This window comes from Streptomyces sp. NPDC003379 (assembly GCF_053589195.1).
In genome coordinates this window covers 59,263-79,071 of sequence record NZ_JBSFRK010000040.1, presented here as the reverse complement: position 1 = coordinate 79,071, position 19,809 = coordinate 59,263, and the positions used below count along the sequence as shown (strand labels likewise).

Sequence of the window (19,809 nt, the reverse complement as noted above, 5' to 3'; positions counted from 1 at the left end):
GGAGCGCTCCGGGCCCGCTTCACTGTCGTACGGCGACAGCCTCAGGCGGCCTGCTCGTCCTTCCTGATGCGCCGCGGCAGATAGTGGCAGGCGGCTATGCCGGCGGCGCCGAGGCCGCCCGCCGCCGCCAGCATCAGACCGATGCCTGACATGCCGGTCGCCGCGAGGCCGTCCGAGCCGCCGGTCACCTCGGTACCGAGCTGGTTGTCGGAGGCGTTCGAGCCGCCGCTCGTGCCCGAGCCACCCGTCGAACCCGAGTCGCCACCCGACGAGCCGCCGGTGGTAGCCCCACCGTCGGTCGGGTCCGTGGGATCAGCGGGGTCGCTGGGGTCGGTCGGCGGGTCGGTGGGTGGATCGGTCGGCGGATCGGTCGGCGGGTCCGTGGGCGGATCCGTCGGGTCCGTGCCGCCGCCGCCCGTGATCGTCATCTTGTGCAGCAGCGTCTTCTGACCCGAGTCGAGGGTGCACTCCGCCACGAACTCGTCGCCGTTCGGCGGCAGTTGGACGGGCTTGCCCGCCGCATCCCGGGCGATCATGTTGTGCAGCTTCAGGCCTTTGACGTCGAAGGCCGCCTCACCCGCCTTGGCCCAGGTCAGCAGCCCGCCCGGTGACTTGCCGGTCGCGGTCACCTCGAACGCGGCGGCGGGGTCGGGGATGTTGGCCTTGGCGACGGTATTGACGACCTTGATGGGCAGCGCGCCGTCGCCACCTGGCTGGGTGATGACGACATCGGCGGTCGCCTTGCCCTCCAGCGTGGTCGCGCCGAGCACACCGAGACCCTGCGCGGCCCGCGCGCTGACCTTGGTGACGGCCTTGATGTCGTACTCGGGCACCGTCTCGCCGACCTTCATGGTGGCGGGCATGTCCGTGGTGATCGCGACCTCGATGGCGTCGTTGTTGATGATCGGAAACTTGCAGGTGTATTTCTGCGCGAGCGACACCGGCTCCGCGGACGCGCTGCCACCGCCACCGGCCAGCGCGAGCAACACCCCGGCGACTCCGGTCAGGACCGGTGCCCAGGCCGGTCTCGCCGCGGCTCTTCCCGGTTTCCCTCCCAAGCGGTCTCCGGTGCGGTCTCCCAAACGGTCTCCCATGTGCGACCTCACTTCTGAGAATTGACACAATCGAGAAATTAGTACTGACGGGTAAGGTGCCGGTCAACCCGATCGGCACAGATCGGTGCAGCTCGGCGGCGCGGAGTACGCAATTTGTCATCCGCGTACCATCGCGTACTCACCGCGGTCACAAAACCTCCGGACCTTCACCTTCCTTTTGGAGATGGCCCGAAGCAGGACTTGACCGCCCAACTACCCGTCAGTAGTTTGCGTATTCGAAACACCGCCGTATCGCCTGCGGAATTTCCGTCGGCAGGCGCTTTCCCTCGCGGCGGCACATTTCGCATCTCCCGATTTCCCTGGACAACCGGGCCGGCGAGTCGGGAATCGGGGAGATGGCAGCGACGTTCGTTTGTGCCCATTCACGTAGCCCGAGAGGTAGCTCATGGGAGCGCACAGGAGAAGAGTCAGGGCACGCACCGCCCTGAGCACCGTGGCGGCCGCCGGCCTCGTCACCGGTCTGGTCAGCCTGGGCGGTGGTTCCGCCTCCGCCGACCCGGTGAAGCTCACGCAGAAGTACACCTGCAAGTTCCCGATCATCAACAACGACCCGATCGAAGTCGAGATCACCGCCGACATGCCGGCCACCATGAAGGTGGGCGAGACGGTCCCCGCGTACGACATCAAGGCCGTCACCAAGGTCAGCGCGCGGGCCGCGCAGGGTCTCGGTGTGCTCGGCGCGGTCACCCTGGAGGGCAAGGCCACCGCCGATGTGAAGGTGACCCTGCCGGGCGGCGGCGGCAACCTGCCGATCAAGGTGGTCAACACCGTCGCCAAGGCCGACATCCCCAACCCGGCGGCCGCGTTCACCGTCATCGCCACCGGCAAGTCACCGGGTGACCTGCTGACCTGGGAGAAGGCGGGCACCGCCAAGTTCGACGTGACGGGCCTCAAGCTGCACAACATGATCGCCCGGGACGCGTCCGGCGCCCCGGTCCAACTCCCGCCGAACGGCGACGAGTTCCCCGCGGACTGCACCCTGGACGCGGGACAGCCGACCGCGCTGCACACGATGACCATCGGTGACGGCACGGACCCCACGGACCCGCCCACCGATCCGCCCACCGATCCTCCGACGGACCCGCCCACGGACCCGCCCACCGATCCCCCGACCGACCCGCCCACCGACCCGCCGGGCGGTGACCCGGTGAAGCTCAACTACGACATCAAGGGCACGTCGTTCATCAAGGCCGCCAACGGCAACACCGCACTGGTGGGCGGCATCGACACCCGCTACGACCTGAGCAAGGGCACCTTCGACGCGGACCTGAAGCTGAACCCGACCAAGGGCCAGTTCACCATCATGGGATTCCTGCCCACGACGGCGGACGTCGCCTTCGAGCAGACCGGGACGACCACCGGCACGCTGGACACGTCCGGCAGCCTGAAGTCGCACTCCGAGATGTTCGTCAAGCTCACCAGCGTGAACGTCTTCGGCCTGCCCATCGGCGGCGGCGCCGACTGCAAGACCGTCGAGCCCGCCAAGATCGACCTCGCCAGTGAGGGCCGCTTCCAGCCGTACCAGGGCGGCAAGCTCAAGGGCACCTACACCTTGCCCGGTCTCAAGGGCTGCGGCGGCCTCAACGACCTGATCAGCGCGTTCACCTCAGGACCCGGCAACACCATCGCCATGGACCTCACCTACAAGAAGTAGCCCGCCCCCAGCGGTGAGTCCGCATTTCCGACCCGGCCCCCCGCTCCCTTCGAGGCGGGGGGCCGGACCGTTTCCCAGGAATTGGAGAGGCAGTGCTGAGATCGCGCGCCCTACCGTGGCGGGCCGCCCCCGCCGTACTGCTGCTGGCCGGGCTGATCGGTGTGGCCTCCGGCCCGCCGGCCGCCGCGGAACCGGTGTCCCTGACCCAGACGTACACGTGCGTTTTCCCGATCATGGAGGAGGATCCACTCACGGTCGTCATCAAGGCGGACCTGCCGGCCAAGGTGAAGGTCGGCGAGCGGATCCCGGCCTTCCGGATCACCTCGGTGTCCAAGGTCAGCGGGAAGGCCGCCGCCGCGCTGCGTACGGTCGGCGGCGCCTCTCTCGAAGGGGTCGCCACCGCGGACGTGACCGTCCACATGCCGGAGGGCCCGCTGAACCTCGGCATCGACAACGCCATCCCGAACAAGCCCTTGCCGGACCCGCCCGCCGACTTCGAGGTCACCGCGACCGGCCAGGCCCCGCCGCTGACGTTCCGGCAGCCCGGCAGCGTAAAGATCGACGTCAACAGCCTGCTCCTGACGATGACTCCACGGGACACGGCAGGCGACAAGACTGGTCTTGACACCTTCGAGACCGAGTGCACCCTCGATCCGGCAAACCAGAACAAGACGCTGCACACCATCCAGGTCGAACCGGCCACGACAGACCCGGGCGGCGAGCCGGTGCCGCTGAGCTTCGACATCAAGGGCAGCTCGTTCATCAAGGCGGCCAACGGCACCGCCCCGCTGGCGGGCGGCATCGACACCCGCTACGACCCGAACAAGGGCACCTTCGACGCCGATCTCCGCCTCGACCCTACCAAGGGCCGGTTCACGATCCTCGGCTTCCTGCCCGCGACCGCGGACATCGCCTTCGACCAGACGGCGAAGACGACGGGGACCCTCGACACCACGGGCAACCTCACGTCGCACTCGGAGATGTACGTCAAACTCACCGGCGTGGCCGCGTTCGGACTGCCCATAGGCGGCGGACCGGACTGCCGATCCATCGAGCCCGCCAGGATCGACCTCACGAGCGAAGGCCGCTTCCAGCCCTACAGCGGCGGCAAGCTCAAGGGCACCTACACCCTGCCCGGACTCAAGGACTGCGGCGGCTTCAACGACCTGATCAGCGCGTTCACGGCGGGGCCCGGCAACACCATCGCCATGGACCTCACGTACAAGAAGTAGTTTCCCGTGCTCTGCACGTCTCGCTACGGGCGGCGGGCACCTGTCGACCGGTCGGCGTCAACACCGCGCAGGGAGAGAACGATCAGCAGCGCGAAAGCTGCGAACGCGGCGCCTGTGCGTGCGTAGTTGAACGCCTCCCAGCGAGCCAGGATCTCGGCGTGATCGACGGGTGCCGAGGTGGCCGCCCACTGCTTGATGCGGCCGTTGATGGGGACGTTGCCGAGACGGGTGATCAGGAAGGACGCCAGGGCAAGGAGCCCCGCACCCGCGGCCAGCCGCCGTGAGGCGCCACGCGTCATGACGGCGAGCGCGAGGGCGCTGAGCGCCGACATGCCCATGGCGCCTTGCATGGTGATGCCGTTCATCTGCATCAGCTGGGCGTGGAAGGCCAGTCTCATGTCGAGCGGTACGGCGTTGAAGGTGGGGACGAGATTGGCCGCTCCGTAGCCGAACGCACCGGCGAGGGCACCAGTGGACAGCAGGGCGAGGCCCAGGACGAGCCGGACGCGCATGCGGATCACTCGCCGCCCTTCGGTTCGAGGGGGGTGACGGCTCGCGTGAGCTGCTCGGCTCGTCGCAACAGGCCGTCGGGGGTGAACTCCGCGAACATGTGGACTCGTGTGGAAACCGGCCCGCCCTTGCGCATCCGGGCGTGAATCGTGAAGCGGGTCGCGATCCGGTCTCCGTCCGCCAACGCCTCGTGCACCTCGAACCGGAACTCACGCAGGTTCTTGCGGACCGGGCGGAGGTGAGCGGCGAGGCGGTCCCAGTCGAGTGGTACGCCGTCGGCGACTTGAACGACGTCACGGGTGTAGTACCTGGACATCAGGTCGGAGGCCTCTTCCGCGCCATGGACCACGGCGTTGGTAAAGGTCGTGAAGAAGTCGGCGATGAACTGCTCGGGAGGCTTCGTGTGGAGAGGGTTCACCATGCTCCTGCCATGCGTGCGGGGTGAGCCCCCACAGCGATCTCTTACATGCCCGTAAGATATAGAGAGTCATTCATCTCTGACAAGGGTGTAAGAGTTGACTGTTTTCGAGACCCCGGGCGACGCACCGCGTGTTCGGCCCCGCCGTCGCGCCGACGCCGAGCGCAGCAGGGCCGCAGTGCTGGACGCTGCGGTCCGACTGCTGGCGGAGCGGCCCGACGCCGGTATGGCCGCCATCGCCGCCGCGGCCGACGTCACCCGCCAGACCGTGTACGCCCACTTCGGCACCCGTGACGCGCTGCTTGACGCTGTCGCCGACCGGATCACGGACCAGGCCATGGCCGCGATGGACGAGGCGGAAGAGAAGAGTGGTTCCGCCCTGGACTCGCTGCTGGGACTGCAGGACATCGGCTGGCGGCTGTTCGAACGTAACCCGGTACTCCTCCAGCTGGGAGACACCCGCGCCGGCGCCGACGCCGACCTGGCCCGGCATGAGCCCGTCGCGGCCCGGCTCACCCGGCTGATCGAGAAGGGCCAGGGAGCGGGCGAATTCGACCCCGCACCGCCGGCCACCTGGCTGGTGGCCGCAGTCACCGCTCTCGGCCACGCGGCAGGCGACGAAGTCAAGGCGGACCGCATGTCAGTGGAAGAAGCGGCGACCTGGCTACGGAGCGCCACACTCGCTCTCCTGAGGTCGGGCTGAGCAACTCCGTATCCGCATCCCGGCAGGGCCCTCCTCGTGTCACCCCTATCCGGCGGGCGGCGCCGAGGCCCCGGTCCCGGGCAGGTTCGCGCACTCCGGTGCCTTGTCGAAGGCCTGCCGGAGCGCGGGGTCGGCGCGGAAGTCATGGGCGGGGCCCTGGTAGGCGCCCGCCTTGTCCATGCCCGCGCCGGCCTTCTTCAGCGCCGCCTTCAGCGACTTCTTGTCGATGACCTTGGCCTTCTTCAGCTCCGCGGTGGTGCCGGCGAGGCTGTTGCGGGCTTCGCGGAGGTTGGTGAGTGCCTTCTTGTACGCGGCGTCGCCGCCGTCGACAGGCGGGGCGCCGTCCCGTTGCATCTTCTTGTCCAGCGTCGCGAGTCGGCTGCCGAGCGCGTCCAGGAAGGTGACGACCTCGGAGTGGTACTTCTCGGCGTCCTTCTGGTCCGAGGAGGGGAGCGTCAGCTTGGACCCGACGTCCTGCACGCTGTCGCAGACGCCCGAGGCCCAGTCGACCTGCGGGCCGTCGTCGACGCGTGAACTGCACGCCGAGAGGGGCGCCGCGATGGCGACGGTGGCGGCCACGAGCAGGGCGGCCCTGCCGTTTCCGTTTCTGAACTTGCTCATCCCTGGCTCTCCTTTGTCTTTACCGGTTCATCTCTATCGGTTCGTCTTTATCGGTTCGTCTTCAGCGGCTGAATGTGTCGATGTTCGCGATCCGCCAGGTCCCGCCCCCGCGGATCACGTCCACGGCGAACATCGCGGACGCGTAGGTGTCCGATCCGCCCTTGGCGGTACTGGTGTTGCTCTGATCGGCGAACACCAGGACCCGGGCCCGGTCTCCGTCGATGATCTCGACTCCGCTGTGCGTGACGGTGGTGCTGAGAACGAGCTTCTGCTCGCCCCCTTGGGCGCGGACCCGCGCGAGCATCTCCTTGTGCCGGCCGACCGCCTTGCCGGTGAGGTGCTCGGCCGCGGCCTTCTCGGTGCGGCCGGGGTCCGTGTGGTCGTAGGAGAAGACCGCGTCGACCGCCTGGCCGACCGCGCGCTTCACCTCGCCGGTGCGGGCCGCGTCGGTGAGCGCCGCGTTGCGCAGGGCGGGTGCGGCGCGCAGGCTCTCGGCCCGGGTGTGGGCGAGGACGGCGAAGGCCCCGGCCAGTACGGCGAGCAGCGCGAGCAGCAGCGGCCAGGGCACCGGTCCGCGCTCGGTCCGCTTCCGGACCTTGCGGAGTTTCGGCCGCGGCCCCCGCGGAGCTGGCGTACGTGTCTCCTGAACCGAGGCCGCGGCCAACCGCCGCCGCCGGTTGACCAGATGGCGTGTCGTCGACATGGATGGACCCCTCAGTCGGACGGGCGGTCGGTGGGCGGCTCGCCCGCGGGGGCCTGGCCGAGCCCGCTCAGCTTCCAGCCCTCGTCGGTGCGGGTGAGCTCGCCGAGCAGCCGGCTCTCCTTGGTGCTCGGCTTCTTCTTCGGCGGGTCGACTGTGATGCGTACCGCGATCAGGACACCGGCCCGGCCCCCGCGTTCGTCCAGTTCGGTCACGGCCCCGGACAGCACCTCGGCCGTGGTGACCGTGCGCGCGGTGCGCACTTGCTTCTCGAACCCGGGCCTGCCCTTGCGCAGTTCGTCCAGGAGATCTCCGGTGGCGGACTGCTCCCAGGTGTCGAGGCCGTGCTCCAGGTCGCGGTGGTCGAGGGTGTTCATGTTCTGGACGGCCTGCTCGCCCGCCGCGAGGACCTCGTCGCGGGTCTGCGCGAACGCCGCGGAGTCGTCGTGGGCCGCCACGTACCAGGACGAGCCCGTCCAGACGGCGAAGCCCAGAGCGAAGGCGGCCGCCGTCGTGGCGAGGATGAGTTTCGTACCGCTTCGGGATGTCGTACGTGCCGAACGTGCTGCCATATTCCTCTCCCCTGACGCGCCTTCAACAAGCTTTCAGCGGGCCTTGATCTCGGTGATCAGCCAGTGGCCGTCGTCCCGGTGCGCCCTGACCGAGAGCTGGGCGGCCGCGGTGGTCGCCTTGGCGCCCTTGCGCTCGGCCCGCTGGTCGAGGAAGACCAGGAGCCGCGCGCGATCGCCGGTGAGGTCGACGGCTCCGGCGCGTACGACCTGGGTGGTGAGTGACAGCTTCTGGGTCCGTACCTGCCGGCGGAGTCTGCCGATCAGGTTCCGGTAGTCCTTGGCCGCCGTACCGCGCAGCACGTCGCGCGCGCGGCGCTCGGTGGTGGCGAGGTCGTCGGGTGTGTAGGTGAAGACGGCGGCGAGGGCGTCGCTGACGTCGCCGATGACCTGTCGGGTCTGCTCGCTGTCAGTGAGCGCGTGGTTGTCGGCCGCCGGGGTGTGCGCGGCCCTGTCGGTGAGGACCAGGAGGCCGCCGCCGGTCAGGAGCAGGGCGGCGAGTACGAGCGTGGCGAGGACGCGCTTTTTGCCGCTCGCCGCGAACCCGAGGACGCGCTTCGTGCCGCTCACCGCGAACCCACCGCGAGTGCCGTCAGAGAGCTGAGTTTCCAGCTCTCCCCCGTGCGGTCCAGGCCGGCTTCGAAGCGTTTGCGGTCGGTGGTGGACCTGCCGCTGCGCTCGGTCACCACGACGCGGACCGTGGCGATGGCCTTCGCCGTGCCGGCTCGGATGTCGAGGGCGGTGAGCGCCGCGTCGGTGACGGTGGCGCGCGTGCTGGTGCCCTCCTGTTCGAGAACCTTGGCGCTGTCGTCGCCGGTGCGCCGCAGCTCGTCCTTGAGCGGCCCGTCCGCCGCGTCGCTCCAGGCACGCAGCGAGGCCCGCACATCGCGGCCGTCCATGCTGTTCAGGGCCGCGATGTGGCGGCGGGCCGCGGCCAGGACGGCGTCACGGTCGCGGGCATGGGCCAGTCCGTCGTCGGCCTGCGTCCGCGCGTACGTCCAGCCCGAGAAGCCGCAGAACAGCGCGGCCAGGACCAGCGCGAGCAGCCACCCCCCGCGCTGCCTCATGACGCCCCCATCCCGAGCAGTCCGCCCAGGTCGGTCGGACTGTGGGAGGACGCCCCGCCGCCCCGGCCGAGCGCGCTGGAGCCCGGCCGCGCGGGGTCGGGGACGCCGCCGCGCGGTGCGTTGCCGGAGCCGCGTACGTTCTGGCCGCTGCCGGGGCCCGCGGTGCAGGCGGCCTCGGTGTTGGTGGGCGCGGGTGAGGTGTCGAGGCCGTTGCGGTAGGTGGTGGAGCCGTATCCGGCGGTGCAGGGCAGCGGCTTGAAGAAGGTGGTGACCATGCCGAAGCGCACCCCGTCCGGGCCGATGGCGGTGGCTCCGGCGGCGGCGATCTGCGGGACGCGCACCATCAGTTCGCGGATGCCGCGCTGGCGGGTCACCAGGAGTTCGGAGGTGGTGACGAGGTTGGCGAGCACGACGCTGAACCCGGGGTCGGTGTCCCGCAGCAGGGCCGTGAACTGGTCGGCCGCGCGCGGGGTTTGGGCGATGAGGCGGCGCAGGTCGGGATCGGACTTCTTCAGCTGCTCGGCGAGTTCGGCGGTGCCGCTCGCGAAGGACTTCAGGGCGTCGGACTGTTCGTTCTGGGTGCGCAGCACCGTCTCGCCGTCGATGAGGAGTCTGGAGGTGGCGGGCAGCGATCTGTTCGCCGCCCGGATGAATTCGCTGCCGGTGTCGATGAGGATCTGCAGGTCCTGCCCGCGCCCCGCGAAGCTCTTGCCGAGCTCGTCGACGACCGTACGCAGCGCATGGGTGTCGACCGAGGAGGCGAGCCGGTCGATGCTGGTGAGGACGTCGGTGACCGGTGCGGGCGTGCGCGTCGCCTGCCTGGGGACCACCGAACCGTCGGCGAGGTAGGGCCCGGTGTCGGTGCGCGGGCTCAGATCGAGGTACTGCTCGCCGACCGCCGAGAGGTTGGCGACCTTCGCCTCCAGGTCACTGGGGATCCTCGGCGCGGACTCGTCGATGCGGACGCGGGCCTCGACTCCGTCGGCCGTCAGCTCGACGGCTTCGACCCGGCCGACGTCGACGCCCCGGTAGGTGACGTTGCCATGGCTGAACAGGCCGCCGGCCTGAGCGAGTTCGACCTTGACCGTGTAGTAGTCGCGGGCGCCGACGTACCGCCCGAGATCCGCGTAGGTCACCGCGATGTACGCGAGGACGACGGTGCCGAGGACGAGGAAGGCGATGTTCTTGAGGTGGGTGGAGAGGGTGAGCACTAGGAGTCGCCTCCCGGGGTGTCGGTGACCGCGGGCAGCGGCAGGGACGAGCGCGTCGCGGCGCCGCCCCCGCTGACCGGCGGCACGATCTCCGTGCCGGGGGCCGCCGCGATCTTCAGATAGACGTTGAGGTAGTCGCCCTTCACCCCGGTGAGCACCTCGTCCGTGAACGGATAGGTGAACATCACCTGCAGCGACTCGGGCAGATCGGCTCCCGCGTCGGCGAGGTTCTTCAGGACCGGGGCGAGGGCCTTGAGGTCGGCCACGAGGTCGGCCTTGGTCCGGTTCACGGTGTCGACGGCGACCGATGAGAGCGAGTCGAGGGCGCGCAGCATGGTGACGAGCGAGGTGCGCTGGTCGCTGAGGACCTTCAGGCCGGGCGGGAGGTCCCGCAGGATCTCGCCGATCTCGCGGTCGCGGGTGGCGAGCGTGGTGGAGAGCCGGTTCATGCCGTCAAGGGCGGCGGTGATGTGCTTCTTGTTCTTGTCGAGGCTCTTCGCGGTGGTGTTGATCTGCCGCAGCATGGAGCGGATCTCGGGTTCGTTGCCGCCGAGCGCCTTGTTGAGTTCGCCGGAGATGGTCTGGATCTGCTGTACGCCGCCACCGCTGAGGAGCATCGACAGGGCGCCGAAGACCTCCTCGACCTCGGGGTTGCGGTTGGTGCGGGCGACGGGGATGACGGCGCCGTCACGCAGCCGTCCATGGTTCTTCCCGTACGCCGCCTTCTTACCGGCCGCGGCGGCGCCCTGGATGTCGGGGCGGACCCGCATGTCGTCGGGGGCGGCGAGCTGGACGTACTTCTCGCCGAGGACACTGGACTGCTCCAAGTTGGCGTAGGCGTCGGCGGGCAGGTGTACGCCACCGTTGACCTTCAGGGTGACGCGTGCGGTCCAGCCGTCGTCGGCCAGCGCGATCCGGGTCACGCGGCCGACCTCGACATCGTTGACCTTGACCGCGGAGTGCGGGAAGAGGCTGACGACGTCCCGGAACTCGGCGGTGACCTCGTACGGATGGTCGCCGAGGTCGGCGCCGCCGGGCAGCGGCAGGTCCTGGAGGCCGTCGAACTCGGGGATGCCGCCGCTGCTCAGGGCGAGGCCTCCGAGTGTCACGGTGAGACAGAGGCCGAGGGCGATGCGTGCGGTGCGGCGCTTCATGACCGGTCTCCCCCGGCGTGGTCCGGGCCGTCCGGGCCGTCCGCGTCGACCGTGTCGACCGGCTCGGCCCGGGTGCCGTACACGGTGCCGACCGGCGGCAGGGGCAGGGCGGGGAGCGTCTTGATCCGGTCCTCCGGGACGGCGACGAGGTCTTCGGTGCCGCTGCTCCGGGTGCCTGCCGTCGCGGCCAGTTCGTTCATATTGGCGCGGCCGTCGATGGTTCGGGTGCGTGGGTTGTACGCCCGGTCGAGGTTGGCGGCGGCCAGCGGCAGGGCGTCCAGGGCCTCGGCGACCGAGGCCCGCTGGTCGACGACGGACCGGGTGAGGACGGCCAGCTTGTCGACGTTCGACTTGAGGCGGCCACGGTTGTCGCTGATGAAGCCCTTGACCTGGCCCAGTGCCGTGCCGAGCTGTTTGAGGGCGGCGGCGAGGTCGTCCTTGTCCTCGGCGAGGAAGTCCGCGATCTCGGACAGCTGGGTCACGGCGCGCCGCACTTGACCGTCCTTGCGCTTGAGCATCCTGATGAACTTCTGCAGCTGCTCGACGGTCTCGACGAGGTCGCCGCTGTTTCCGTTGAGGACGGCGGAGGCGCCGCCGAGCTGGTGGATGGTGTCACCGATGTCCTTGCCGTTGCCGTCGAGGTTCTCCGCCCCGGCCTCGACAAGCCCGGCGAGCGCGCCGTCCTTGTTGGCGCCGTCGGGACCGAGGGCGTCGCTCAACTCAGTGACGCTCTTCAGGAGTTCGTCGACCTCGACCGGGGTCGCCGTGTGCCCGGCGTCGATGACGGCGCCGTCACGGATCTGCGGGCCGCTGCTGTAGGCGGGGCTGAGCTGTACGAACCGCCCGGACACGACGCTGGGCGCGACCACGACAGCCCGCACCTGGGCGGGCACCTTCACTCCTTCGTCCAGGGTGAGCCGCACCCGTACCTGTTTGCCCTCGGGCCGGATCTCGTCGACGCTGCCGACCCTGATCCCGAGCACCCTGAGGTCGGACCCCTCGTGCACGGCGACGGCCCGGTCGAAGTAGGCGGTGATGTGTCTGCCGCCGCCACCGCGGGCGAGGACCATCTCCCCGGCGATCCCGGCCGCCGCGAGCAGGGCGAGCACGATGAGGACGACCAGGGGCCGTCCGCCGCGTGCGCGGATGTGCGTCGAGGTGCGGGGCATCAGCGTCCGCCTCCCCGTTTCGGCGGCATGCACCCCGTGGCCGGGCCCGTGCCCGCGGGCAGATGGTCCTTGGGGACGAGGCCGCACATATAGCCGTCCATCCAGCGCCCGTTGCCGAGAGTGTTGCCGACGAGCCGGTAGTAGGGCCCGGCGGCGGCCAGGGCCTTGTCGAGGTTCTTCTTGTTCTTGGTGAGGACGTCGGTGACCCGGTCGAGCGCGGCGAGCGTGGGCCCGAGCCGCCGCTCGTTGTCGTCGACGAGGCCGCTGAGCTCCGTGCCCAGGTCGCGGGTGCCGGTGAGCAGTCCATGGATGGCGCCGCGGCGGTGACGTACCTCTTCAAGCAGCAGATTGCCGTTGTCGAGCAGCCGCTCGAACTGCTTCTGCTTGCCGTTCACCGTCTTGGTGAACTTGGCTGACCCGTCCAGGAGTTCGGCCAGTTCGTCGTTGCGCGTGGAGATCGTCCGGGAGAGCGCGGCCAGTCCCGTCATGGCCTTGCGGACGTGCGGCGGGGTGTCCCGGAACGTCCCGGAGATGGCCTCGAAGCTCTTGGCGAGCTGGTCCTCGTCGAGCTCCCCTGCCGTGCGGCTCAGGCCGTTGAAGGCTTCCAGCACGTCGTACGGGGAGGTGGTGCGGGCCGCCGGGATGCGCTTGCCGGGGTCCTGCTCGCGGCTGCCGAGCGGGTCGACCGCCAGGTATTTGGCGCCCAGGAGGGTCCTGATGGCGATACCGACGGTGCTGCGGTCGCCGATCCAGGCATCCTTCACCTCGAAGGTCACCTTCACCTTGGGGCCGTCCAGGGCGACGCCTTCCACCTGGCCGACGCGTACCCCGGCGATCCGCACCTCGTCGCCCGCCTTGAGCCCCGCCGAATCCTTGAAGTCGGCGGTGTAGCGGGTGCCGTCGCCGATCATGGGCAGCGATTCGGCGTGGTAGGCGAGCAGCCCGATGAGGGTCATGGCAAGGAGCCCGGCCAGGGCGACGGCCACCGGGTTGCGCTCGCCGATGGGCTTGGGCCGGGGACGCCGCAATCGAGGCAGCCACCGTCGGGGCCGCCGCCGTCGGGACAGCCGCCGTAGGGGCAGCCGCCGTAGGGGCAGCTCCACTCTCGCGCGCCTCACGCCCGGCACCTCGCATCCTTGATCGCGAGTCCGGTCGGCGGCGGGCTGCCGTCGTAGGTGGAGACGCCGCTGAGCTTCGCCTCGCAGAGATAGAGGTTCAGCCAAGATCCGTACGACGCCGTCCGGGAGACGGCGGCCATCTTCCGCGGGGTCTTCTCAAGGAAGTTCTCGACCAGCGGCGCATGGTCGGCGAGGGTCTGGGACACCCGCCCCAGATCGCGGATGCCGTCCTTCAGGGGTGCCCGGCTCTCCCCGAACAGGTCCGCCGTGCTCACGCTGAGCTTGGCGAGCGAGTCGACGGACCGGCCGACGGTCTTGCGGTCGGCGGCGAACCCGGACACCAACTCCTCCACTGTGCCGATGAGTTCGGTGAACCCCTTCTGGCGGGTGTTGACGGTCTTGAGGACCCGGTTGAGGTTGCCGATGACCTCCCCGATCACCCGGTCCTTGGCGGCGACCGTGGTGGTCAGCGAACCGACGGTCCGCAGCAGGCTCTCGACGGTGCCGCCCTCCCCCTGAAGGACCTGCACGATCGACGCCGCGAGCCGATTGGTCTCCCGCGGGGACAGGCCCTGCATCAGCGGCTGGAACCCGTTGAAGAGCTGGGTCAGATCGAGTGCCGGGTGGGTACGGCTCAGCGGAATGGTCTGCCCCGGTTTCAGGGTGCGGCCGACCGGTCCGGTGCCACGGCGCAGATCGACGAAGCGCTGCCCGACCATGTTCAGATACTTGATGGACGCCGTCGCCGATGCAGGCACCGGCCGGTCCGCGTCCAGGGTGAACTCGACTCGGGCATAGCGGCGTTGGACGATCTCGATCGACGCCACCTGGCCCACCCTCACCCCGGCGATCCGCACCGAGTCGCCCTCGTCGAGCCCGGTGGCATCGGTGAACCACGCCCGGTAGCCGCGGGTCCGGCCGACATCGGTGCCCGCGACGCTCAGGGCGAGCACGGTGGTGGCCAGAGCGGTCACCACGATGAAGACCAGCGACTTGACGGCGGGCCCGGTCAGACTGCGCTGTCCGCTCACTTCAGCGTCACCTCCGCCCCTCGGAAGGCCGGCCCGGCGAGCACGCTCGACCAGTCGGGCAGGAGCCCACCGCGGGCCTGGTCCGGTGCGGCGAGAAGCTCGGTGACCAGGCTGTTCTCCTGGGGCGAGTTGGCCACGCCGAGCCCGCCGGACACCCCGCCCAGGGTGGTGGCCGTGCTCTGCCGCGCGGCGTTCGAGCCGCCCGTGTAGGGGACGGGATAGCAGCGCGGCCCGCCGCCCGCGTCGTAGCGGGGCGTGTCCCGGCCCGGCACATACGCGCCGCGCGAGGGCACGACCCGCACATCGACGCGCAGGCCCGGCCGGTCCGTGCCCTTGCCGAGGGCGGCGTCCATCGCCGGGACGAAGTCGGCGACCGTACGCAGGGTGCAGGGGAACGCGGGCGCGTACCGCGCGAGGATCTCCAGGGTCGGGCGGCTCGTCGCGGTCAGCCGGATGAGGTTGGCCCGGTTGGCCCGCAGCCAGCTGCCGGCCTCCTGTGAGCCGCTGGTGACGGACGCGTACAGCGTGGACAGCTCGGCCCGCTTCGCGGCGAGCGTGGCGCTCGTGGTGGTGGCGTCGTGCAGCGCGTCGACGAGGTCGGGGGCCGCCTCGGCGTAGGTGTCACTCAGCTCGACGAACTCCTTGATGTCCCGGTTCAGGGTCGGCAGATGGGGACGGAAGTCCTTGAGATAGCCGTCGAGCGCCACCATCGATTCGCCGATCTTCTCGCCCCGCCCCTCCAGGGCCCGGGCGAGCGCCGACAGCGTGGCCGACAGCTTCTGCGGCTGTACGGCGGTCAGCAGCGGCAGCAGATTGTCGAGCACCTGCTCCAGCTCGATGGCGCTGCGGCTGCGGTCCTGCGGGATGACACTGCCCGCGGCGAGCGGCCGCGCCGAGGGATGGGCGGGCGGTACGAGGGCGACGTACCGCTGTCCGAAAAGGGTGGTGGGCAGCAGCTGGGCCCGCACATCGGACGGGACCCGGCCGATCCGGTCCGGCCGCAGGGCGAGGGTGAGCCGGGCGGTGCGGCCGTCCGTGTCGATCCTGTCGACCTCGCCGATGACGACACCGCGCAGCTTGACCTCCGCGCTCGGGTGCATCTCGCTGCCTGCCCGCCCGGTCTCGACGACGACGGTCGCGAAGTCCGTGAACTCCTTCTCGTACACCGCGATCGACAGCCAGACCAGCAGGGCGGGCACGACGAGGTACACCACTCCGGCGAGCCGTCTGCGGCGGGCGAGGGAGCCCTCCGTGGGCCGGGTGCGCGCCACCGGTGCCGGACGCACTCGTGTCTGGGCCTTGGGCGGGGCGCTCATCCGGCCACCTTCACCGTGGTCGTGGCGCCCCAGAGCGCCAGGCTGAGGAAGAAGTCGGTGACGCTGATGAGGACGATCGCGGTCCGCACCGACCGGCCGACGGCCACCCCGACCCCGGCCGGTCCGCCCGAGGCCCGGAAGCCGTAGTAGCAGTGGGCGAGGATCACCAGGACGCTGAAGATCAGCACCTTGAGGAACGACAGGAGCACGTCCGTCGGGACCAGGAAGAGATGGAAGTAGTGGTCGTACGTCCCCGTGGACTGGGAGTTGAACAGTACGGTCGTGGCCCGTGAGGCCAGATAGGAGCCGAGGAGACCGATGCCGTACAGCGGGATGATCGCGATCACGCCGGCCACGATGCGGGTGGAGACGAGGAAGGGGGTGGAGCGCACGCCCATGCTCTCCAGGGCGTCGACCTCTTCGTTGATGCGCATCGCGCCGAGCTGTGCGGTGAAGCCCGCGCCGACCGTGGTCGACAGGGACAGGGCGGCGACGAGCGGGCCGATCTCGCGGGTGTTGAAGTAGGCGGAGACGAATCCGGTGAACGCGTCGGTGCCGATCTGGCTGAGGGCTGCGTACCCCTGGAGCCCCACGACGGTACCGGTGAAGACGGTGATGCCGATCATCACACCGACGGTGCCGCCGATCACCCCGAGCCCGCCGCTGCCGAAGGCGACCTCGGCGAGGAGCCGCTGGATCTCCTTGGGATAGCGGCGCACGGCGCGCGGGATCCAGATCAACGCCCGTACATAGAAGAGCAGTTCGTCGCCGGGCCGGTCCAGCCAGGCGAAGGCGCGGCTCTTGCCCGCGCGGTCGAGGAGGGCCATCGTTCACAGCCCCTTCGAGGGGACGAGCTGCAGATAGATGCCCGTCAGGACCATGTTGACGAAGAAGAGGATGAGGAAGGTGAAGACGACGGACTGGTTCACCACATCGCCCACTCCCTTCGGTCCGCCCTTCGGATGGAGTCCGCGGTACGCGGCGACGACTCCGGCGATGAAGCCGAAGATCAGCGCTTTCAGCTCGCTGATGTAGAGGTCGGGCAGCTGGGCGAGGGCCGAGAAGCTGGCGACGTACGCCCCCGGAGTGCCGTTCTGCATCACGACGTTGAAGAAGTAGCCGCCGAGGGTGCCGACCACGGAGACAAGGCCGTTGAGGAGCAGCCCGACCAGCATCACGGCGAGCACCCGGGGCACGACGAGGCGCTGGACGGGCGAGACGCCCATGACGCGCATGGCGTCCAGCTCCTCGCGGATGGTGCGCGAGGCGAGGTCCGCGCAGATCGCGGAGCCGGCGACGCCCGAGATGAGCAGCGACACGATCAGCGGGCTGGCCTGCTGGATGATCACAAGGACGCTGGCGCCTCCGGTGAAGGACTGGGCGCCGAGCTGCTCGATCAGGGAGCCCACCTGGAGGGCGATCACCGCTCCGAACGGGATCGTCACCAGCATCGCGGGCAGGATCGTGACGCTCGCGATGAACCAGAACTGTTCGACGAACTCCCGCCATTGGAAGGGCCGTTTGAAGATCAGGCGGAGCACGCTCACCGCGAGCGCGAACATATGGCCGATCTCGCGCAGGACACCCAGGCCCGGCAGAGGCCGACGTGGGACGAGGGGTGCGGTCATGTGTGCACTCCCCGGCTCACCCGGGACACGACCGGCGTGGGCGCGTCACTGCCTCGGAGACTCGCCTCGATGGCGCGGCGGGCCGCGGGCGGCAGCTCGTGCAGCATGCCCTGGACCCGCTCCTGACGCCGGCGCACCGCCTTGCGCTCCGGCAGTCCGGGGGTGGGCGCCAGCTGCGGCACGACGGTCCGCTCCGTCGCGGGCCCGGCGACGATGCCATGGGCGGCCTCCAGGTCCAAGGTGGCCTGGTCCTTCTCCTCGGACATGCCGATGGGGCCGGCCCGGCGGGCGTTCAAGAACTGCTCGACCACCGGTTCGTCGCTGGTCAGCAGCACCTCGCGCGGGCCGAACGTCACGAGGTCGCGGCGGAACAGCATCCCCATGTTGTCCGGGACGGTCGCCGCGATATCGAGGTTGTGGGTGACGATGAGCATCGTCGCGTCGATTTCCGCGTTGATGTCGATGAGTAGCTGGGAGAGATACGACGTACGGACCGGATCGAGCCCCGAGTCCGGCTCGTCACAGAGAATGATCTGCGGGTCGAGCACCAGGGCCCGGGCCAGACCGACCCGCTTGCGCATACCGCCGGAAATCTCACCCGGCAGCTTGTTCTCGGCGCCGGCCAGGCCCACCAGGTCGAGCCGCTCCATGACGATGCGGCGGATCTCCGACTCCTTCTTGCGGGTGTGCTCGCGCATCGGGAACGCGACATTGTCGAAGAGGCTGAGCGAGCCGAAGAGCGCACCGTCCTGGAACATCAAGCCGAACAGTTTCCGCGCCTCGTACACGTCCCGTTCGCGGCTGTTGACCATGTCCACGCCGTCGACGAGGACGTGCCCCCGCTCGGGGCGGACCAGGCCGACGATCGACTTCAGGAAGACCGTCTTGCCGGTGCCGGACGGGCCGAGCATCACGCTGATCTCACCGCGCGGCAGGGTGAGCGTCACGTTCTGCCAGATGTTCTGCTTTCCGAACGACTTGGTCAGCCCTTCGACGACCACTTCGACTCCCATCGCACCTCCTTGGCGCAGAGTTCGGGCTTGCGTACAGCGGCTCGCGGATCAGAGTTCTGGCAGGGGAGGCGCCTTGCAGGACGATCCGGTGCAGAGGGGGCCCTGCCGGATCTTCAAGGGGTTGCCGGGCCCGGAGACCGTCGCCGTGAGCAGGGGGTCCAGGTCCTCACCGTTCGCCCCGCAGCCCGAGAAGGGTGGGATGTCGAGCGTGCCCTGGAGCAGCCCGCCACTGGTGACCGGGTAACTGCCGGTGAGCCGGGTGTCGATGGGCCGTGAGGTACGGCACCTGGGCCCGACGTCGAGGGGCACGCCGTTGACCCGTACGCCGTGGAGGCGCAGATGCTGCCGGTAACCGACCCTGGTGACCGGCGGCTTGCCCGGCCTGATGATGTTCACCACGGTCGCCGGCCGCGCCTCGAAGCGCACCTTGGCGGTGATCGGCTGGAAGCCGAAGGCGAGGAACGTGCCCTTGACGTCGGGGAGTTGCATGATCCCGAGATGGTCGTACTCGTTGTACTCGGGCGCGGACACATGACGCATGAGCATCGCGAGACGCATCAGGCCGACCCGGGGATTTCGCGGGTCGTTGACGATCGCCGAGCCCTTCAGCTTGCGCATGGTCGCGAAGCCCACCGGCACCGCGCACGCCGAGGTCGGTTCGCCCTCGGTGACTTCACCGCCCGGCGGTACGGGGGGCAGCCGCTCCGGGTCGAGCCTGCCCTTCGGGGGGTCGGCCGGGCACTCGTCCGTGGCGGCGCGGGACCGGGGTCCGGCGTCGATGCCGTTCGGGTCGGGGCCGTTCGGGGTACGGGGGGCCGGTTTCGTGGGGCCGACGGACGGCACGTCGGGGGTCTCGGTGGTGGGGGCCTCGACAGGGACGGTGGCGAGGAGCAGGTCCGCGTCGCGGTCCGGGGTGCAGGTCAGCGCGGTGGACGCGGGGGGTGCTGTGCCTATTGCCGCTTCCGTGTCCGTGTCCGCGTCCGTACCGGTGCCTGTGCTGGTGCCCCTGCCCGTGTCCGCGTCCGCGTCCGCGTCCGTGTCCGTGGAGCTTTCGGCGGCGATCGTCAGGTCCAACCGCCCGGCGCTGAAACTGACTTCGCCCGCAGAGCCGACAGTCACATGCGGTACGTCACCACTGAAGCCGAACTCGACGGCGCCCTCCGCGGGCAGCGCCACCGCACCCGCGGTCAGATCCGCCCACTCGGCCCGCACCCGCTCCCGCCCCTGCGCGACCGCCGTGGCCAGCGTGGCCGTGCCGGAGACCGACTTCGCCCCCTCGGGCAGCAGTCGCGCCACCACGGCCCGCGGCAGGCTCGCCCGTACGGTCACGCCCACGGGCCGGATCGGCTTGCCCACCGCGCCGCGCTCGGGAAACTCCGCGTCGAGGGTGACCTCGATCGACTGCGTACCGGAGGCAAGTGAGCAGGCGTACGCGGCCGTGAGCCGGGCCTCCCGCTGGTCCCGCGCGGCAGAGCCCGGCCCGGACAGCGGACCGAGCACGCACGCCGCCGCGGTGACGGCCGCCAGCCGCGCCGTGCGCGGGCCGCTCAAGGCACCTCTCATCGCTGCTCTCCGATCAG

General features: G+C 69.9%; 21 protein-coding genes. 3 read left to right on the top strand and 18 right to left on the bottom strand.

Features of this window, described 5'->3' with window-relative positions; genetic code table 11:
• Positions 1-41: 41 nt before the first annotated feature.
• Entirely contained in the window at positions 42-989 is a 948-nt protein-coding gene (locus ACWDVB_RS31125; RefSeq protein ID WP_451517697.1) for a DUF6801 domain-containing protein, read from the bottom strand.
• 559 nt (positions 990-1,548) lie between these two features.
• Here ACWDVB_RS31125 and ACWDVB_RS31120 point away from each other — a divergent pair.
• Together ACWDVB_RS31120 and ACWDVB_RS31115 are read left to right on the top strand one after the other, a co-directional pair.
• Positions 1,549-2,769, top strand: a complete 1,221-nt coding sequence (locus ACWDVB_RS31120; RefSeq protein ID WP_451517698.1) for a DUF6801 domain-containing protein — start codon at positions 1,549-1,551, stop codon at positions 2,767-2,769.
• A gap of 92 nt (positions 2,770-2,861) precedes the next feature.
• Positions 2,862-4,001, top strand: coding sequence for a DUF6801 domain-containing protein (locus ACWDVB_RS31115; RefSeq protein ID WP_451517699.1), 1,140 nt, complete (start codon positions 2,862-2,864; stop codon positions 3,999-4,001).
• A gap of 23 nt (positions 4,002-4,024) precedes the next feature.
• On the opposite strand, the gene ACWDVB_RS31110 is transcribed toward ACWDVB_RS31115, so the two are convergent.
• Both ACWDVB_RS31110 and ACWDVB_RS31105 read right to left on the bottom strand, forming a co-directional pair.
• Positions 4,025-4,513, bottom strand: a complete 489-nt coding sequence (locus ACWDVB_RS31110) for an anthrone oxygenase family protein (RefSeq protein ID WP_451517751.1) — start codon at positions 4,511-4,513, stop codon at positions 4,025-4,027.
• A 5-nt stretch (positions 4,514-4,518) separates the two neighbouring features.
• Positions 4,519-4,932, bottom strand: coding sequence for a nuclear transport factor 2 family protein (locus ACWDVB_RS31105; protein ID WP_451517700.1), 414 nt, complete (start codon positions 4,930-4,932; stop codon positions 4,519-4,521).
• A 94-nt stretch (positions 4,933-5,026) separates the two neighbouring features.
• Between ACWDVB_RS31105 and ACWDVB_RS31100 the strand changes: the two genes are divergently transcribed.
• A complete protein-coding gene (locus tag ACWDVB_RS31100; RefSeq protein ID WP_451517701.1) occupies positions 5,027-5,632 on the top strand; it encodes a TetR/AcrR family transcriptional regulator in 606 nt (201 codons plus the stop codon).
• A gap of 45 nt (positions 5,633-5,677) precedes the next feature.
• Here the strand turns inward: ACWDVB_RS31100 and ACWDVB_RS31095 are convergent, their stop codons facing one another.
• The 15 genes from ACWDVB_RS31095 to ACWDVB_RS31025 form a co-directional block, all read right to left on the bottom strand.
• Positions 5,678-6,253, bottom strand: a complete 576-nt coding sequence (locus ACWDVB_RS31095) for a hypothetical protein (RefSeq protein ID WP_451517702.1) — start codon at positions 6,251-6,253, stop codon at positions 5,678-5,680.
• A 61-nt stretch (positions 6,254-6,314) separates the two neighbouring features.
• Positions 6,315-6,956, bottom strand: coding sequence for a hypothetical protein (locus ACWDVB_RS31090; protein WP_451517703.1), 642 nt, complete (start codon positions 6,954-6,956; stop codon positions 6,315-6,317).
• A gap of 11 nt (positions 6,957-6,967) precedes the next feature.
• On the bottom strand, positions 6,968-7,525 hold the full coding sequence (locus tag ACWDVB_RS31085) for a hypothetical protein (RefSeq protein ID WP_451517704.1): 558 nt from the start codon (positions 7,523-7,525) through the stop codon (positions 6,968-6,970).
• A 33-nt stretch (positions 7,526-7,558) separates the two neighbouring features.
• Entirely contained in the window at positions 7,559-8,092 is a 534-nt protein-coding gene (locus ACWDVB_RS31080) for a hypothetical protein (protein WP_451517705.1), read from the bottom strand.
• Positions 8,089-8,589 (bottom strand): hypothetical protein, encoded by a 501-nt coding sequence (locus tag ACWDVB_RS31075; protein ID WP_451517706.1) that lies wholly within the window; start codon positions 8,587-8,589, stop codon positions 8,089-8,091. The genes ACWDVB_RS31080 and ACWDVB_RS31075 overlap by 4 nt, the downstream gene beginning before the upstream one ends.
• Entirely contained in the window at positions 8,586-9,800 is a 1,215-nt protein-coding gene (locus ACWDVB_RS31070; RefSeq protein ID WP_451517707.1) for an MlaD family protein, read from the bottom strand. The genes ACWDVB_RS31075 and ACWDVB_RS31070 overlap by 4 nt, the downstream gene beginning before the upstream one ends.
• A complete protein-coding gene (locus tag ACWDVB_RS31065; RefSeq protein ID WP_451517708.1) occupies positions 9,800-10,954 on the bottom strand; it encodes an MlaD family protein in 1,155 nt (384 codons plus the stop codon). The genes ACWDVB_RS31070 and ACWDVB_RS31065 overlap by 1 nt, the downstream gene beginning before the upstream one ends.
• The gene (locus ACWDVB_RS31060; RefSeq protein WP_451517709.1) at positions 10,951-12,123 is read right to left on the bottom strand and encodes an MCE family protein; all 1,173 of its coding nucleotides are present in this window, start codon (positions 12,121-12,123) and stop codon (positions 10,951-10,953) included. The genes ACWDVB_RS31065 and ACWDVB_RS31060 overlap by 4 nt, the downstream gene beginning before the upstream one ends.
• Positions 12,123-13,151 carry an MCE family protein gene (locus ACWDVB_RS31055; RefSeq protein ID WP_451517710.1) on the bottom strand — a complete coding sequence of 343 codons (1,029 nt, stop codon included), beginning with the start codon at positions 13,149-13,151 and terminating at the stop codon, positions 12,123-12,125. The genes ACWDVB_RS31060 and ACWDVB_RS31055 overlap by 1 nt, the downstream gene beginning before the upstream one ends.
• Positions 13,152-13,237: 86 nt before the next feature.
• The gene (locus ACWDVB_RS31050; protein ID WP_451517711.1) at positions 13,238-14,272 is read right to left on the bottom strand and encodes an MCE family protein; all 1,035 of its coding nucleotides are present in this window, start codon (positions 14,270-14,272) and stop codon (positions 13,238-13,240) included.
• On the bottom strand, positions 14,269-15,588 hold the full coding sequence (locus tag ACWDVB_RS31045) for an MCE family protein (protein WP_451517712.1): 1,320 nt from the start codon (positions 15,586-15,588) through the stop codon (positions 14,269-14,271). Before ACWDVB_RS31045 ends, ACWDVB_RS31050 begins: the two co-directional genes overlap by 4 nt.
• Entirely contained in the window at positions 15,585-16,415 is an 831-nt protein-coding gene (locus ACWDVB_RS31040) for an MlaE family ABC transporter permease (RefSeq protein WP_451517713.1), read from the bottom strand. Before ACWDVB_RS31040 ends, ACWDVB_RS31045 begins: the two co-directional genes overlap by 4 nt.
• A 3-nt stretch (positions 16,416-16,418) precedes the next feature.
• Positions 16,419-17,216, bottom strand: a complete 798-nt coding sequence (locus ACWDVB_RS31035) for an MlaE family ABC transporter permease (RefSeq protein ID WP_451517714.1) — start codon at positions 17,214-17,216, stop codon at positions 16,419-16,421.
• A complete protein-coding gene (locus ACWDVB_RS31030; RefSeq protein ID WP_451517715.1) occupies positions 17,213-18,229 on the bottom strand; it encodes an ABC transporter ATP-binding protein in 1,017 nt (338 codons plus the stop codon). Before ACWDVB_RS31030 ends, ACWDVB_RS31035 begins: the two co-directional genes overlap by 4 nt.
• 48 nt (positions 18,230-18,277) lie before the next feature.
• Positions 18,278-19,780, bottom strand: a complete 1,503-nt coding sequence (locus ACWDVB_RS31025) for a DUF6801 domain-containing protein (RefSeq protein ID WP_451517716.1) — start codon at positions 19,778-19,780, stop codon at positions 18,278-18,280.
• Between the last annotated feature and the right edge of the window lie 29 nt (positions 19,781-19,809).

What these genes read in the sequence shown, in the direction of transcription:
- ACWDVB_RS31110 (WP_451517751.1), bottom strand. Translation starts at nt 4,513, where the DNA reads ATGCGCGTCCGGCTCGTCCTGGGCCTCGCCCTGCTGTCCACTGGTGCC.
- ACWDVB_RS31105 (WP_451517700.1), bottom strand. Translation starts at nt 4,932, where the DNA reads ATGGTGAACCCTCTCCACACGAAGCCTCCCGAGCAGTTCATCGCCGAC.
- ACWDVB_RS31095 (WP_451517702.1), bottom strand. Translation starts at nt 6,253, where the DNA reads ATGAGCAAGTTCAGAAACGGAAACGGCAGGGCCGCCCTGCTCGTGGCC.
- ACWDVB_RS31090 (WP_451517703.1), bottom strand. Translation starts at nt 6,956, where the DNA reads ATGTCGACGACACGCCATCTGGTCAACCGGCGGCGGCGGTTGGCCGCG.
- ACWDVB_RS31085 (WP_451517704.1), bottom strand. Translation starts at nt 7,525, where the DNA reads ATGGCAGCACGTTCGGCACGTACGACATCCCGAAGCGGTACGAAACTC.
- ACWDVB_RS31075 (WP_451517706.1), bottom strand. Translation starts at nt 8,589, where the DNA reads ATGAGGCAGCGCGGGGGGTGGCTGCTCGCGCTGGTCCTGGCCGCGCTG.
- ACWDVB_RS31065 (WP_451517708.1), bottom strand. Translation starts at nt 10,954, where the DNA reads ATGAAGCGCCGCACCGCACGCATCGCCCTCGGCCTCTGTCTCACCGTG.
- ACWDVB_RS31060 (WP_451517709.1), bottom strand. Translation starts at nt 12,123, where the DNA reads ATGCCCCGCACCTCGACGCACATCCGCGCACGCGGCGGACGGCCCCTG.
- ACWDVB_RS31045 (WP_451517712.1), bottom strand. Translation starts at nt 15,588, where the DNA reads ATGAGCGCCCCGCCCAAGGCCCAGACACGAGTGCGTCCGGCACCGGTG.
- ACWDVB_RS31040 (WP_451517713.1), bottom strand. Translation starts at nt 16,415, where the DNA reads ATGGCCCTCCTCGACCGCGCGGGCAAGAGCCGCGCCTTCGCCTGGCTG.
- ACWDVB_RS31035 (WP_451517714.1), bottom strand. Translation starts at nt 17,216, where the DNA reads ATGACCGCACCCCTCGTCCCACGTCGGCCTCTGCCGGGCCTGGGTGTC.
- ACWDVB_RS31030 (WP_451517715.1), bottom strand. Translation starts at nt 18,229, where the DNA reads ATGGGAGTCGAAGTGGTCGTCGAAGGGCTGACCAAGTCGTTCGGAAAG.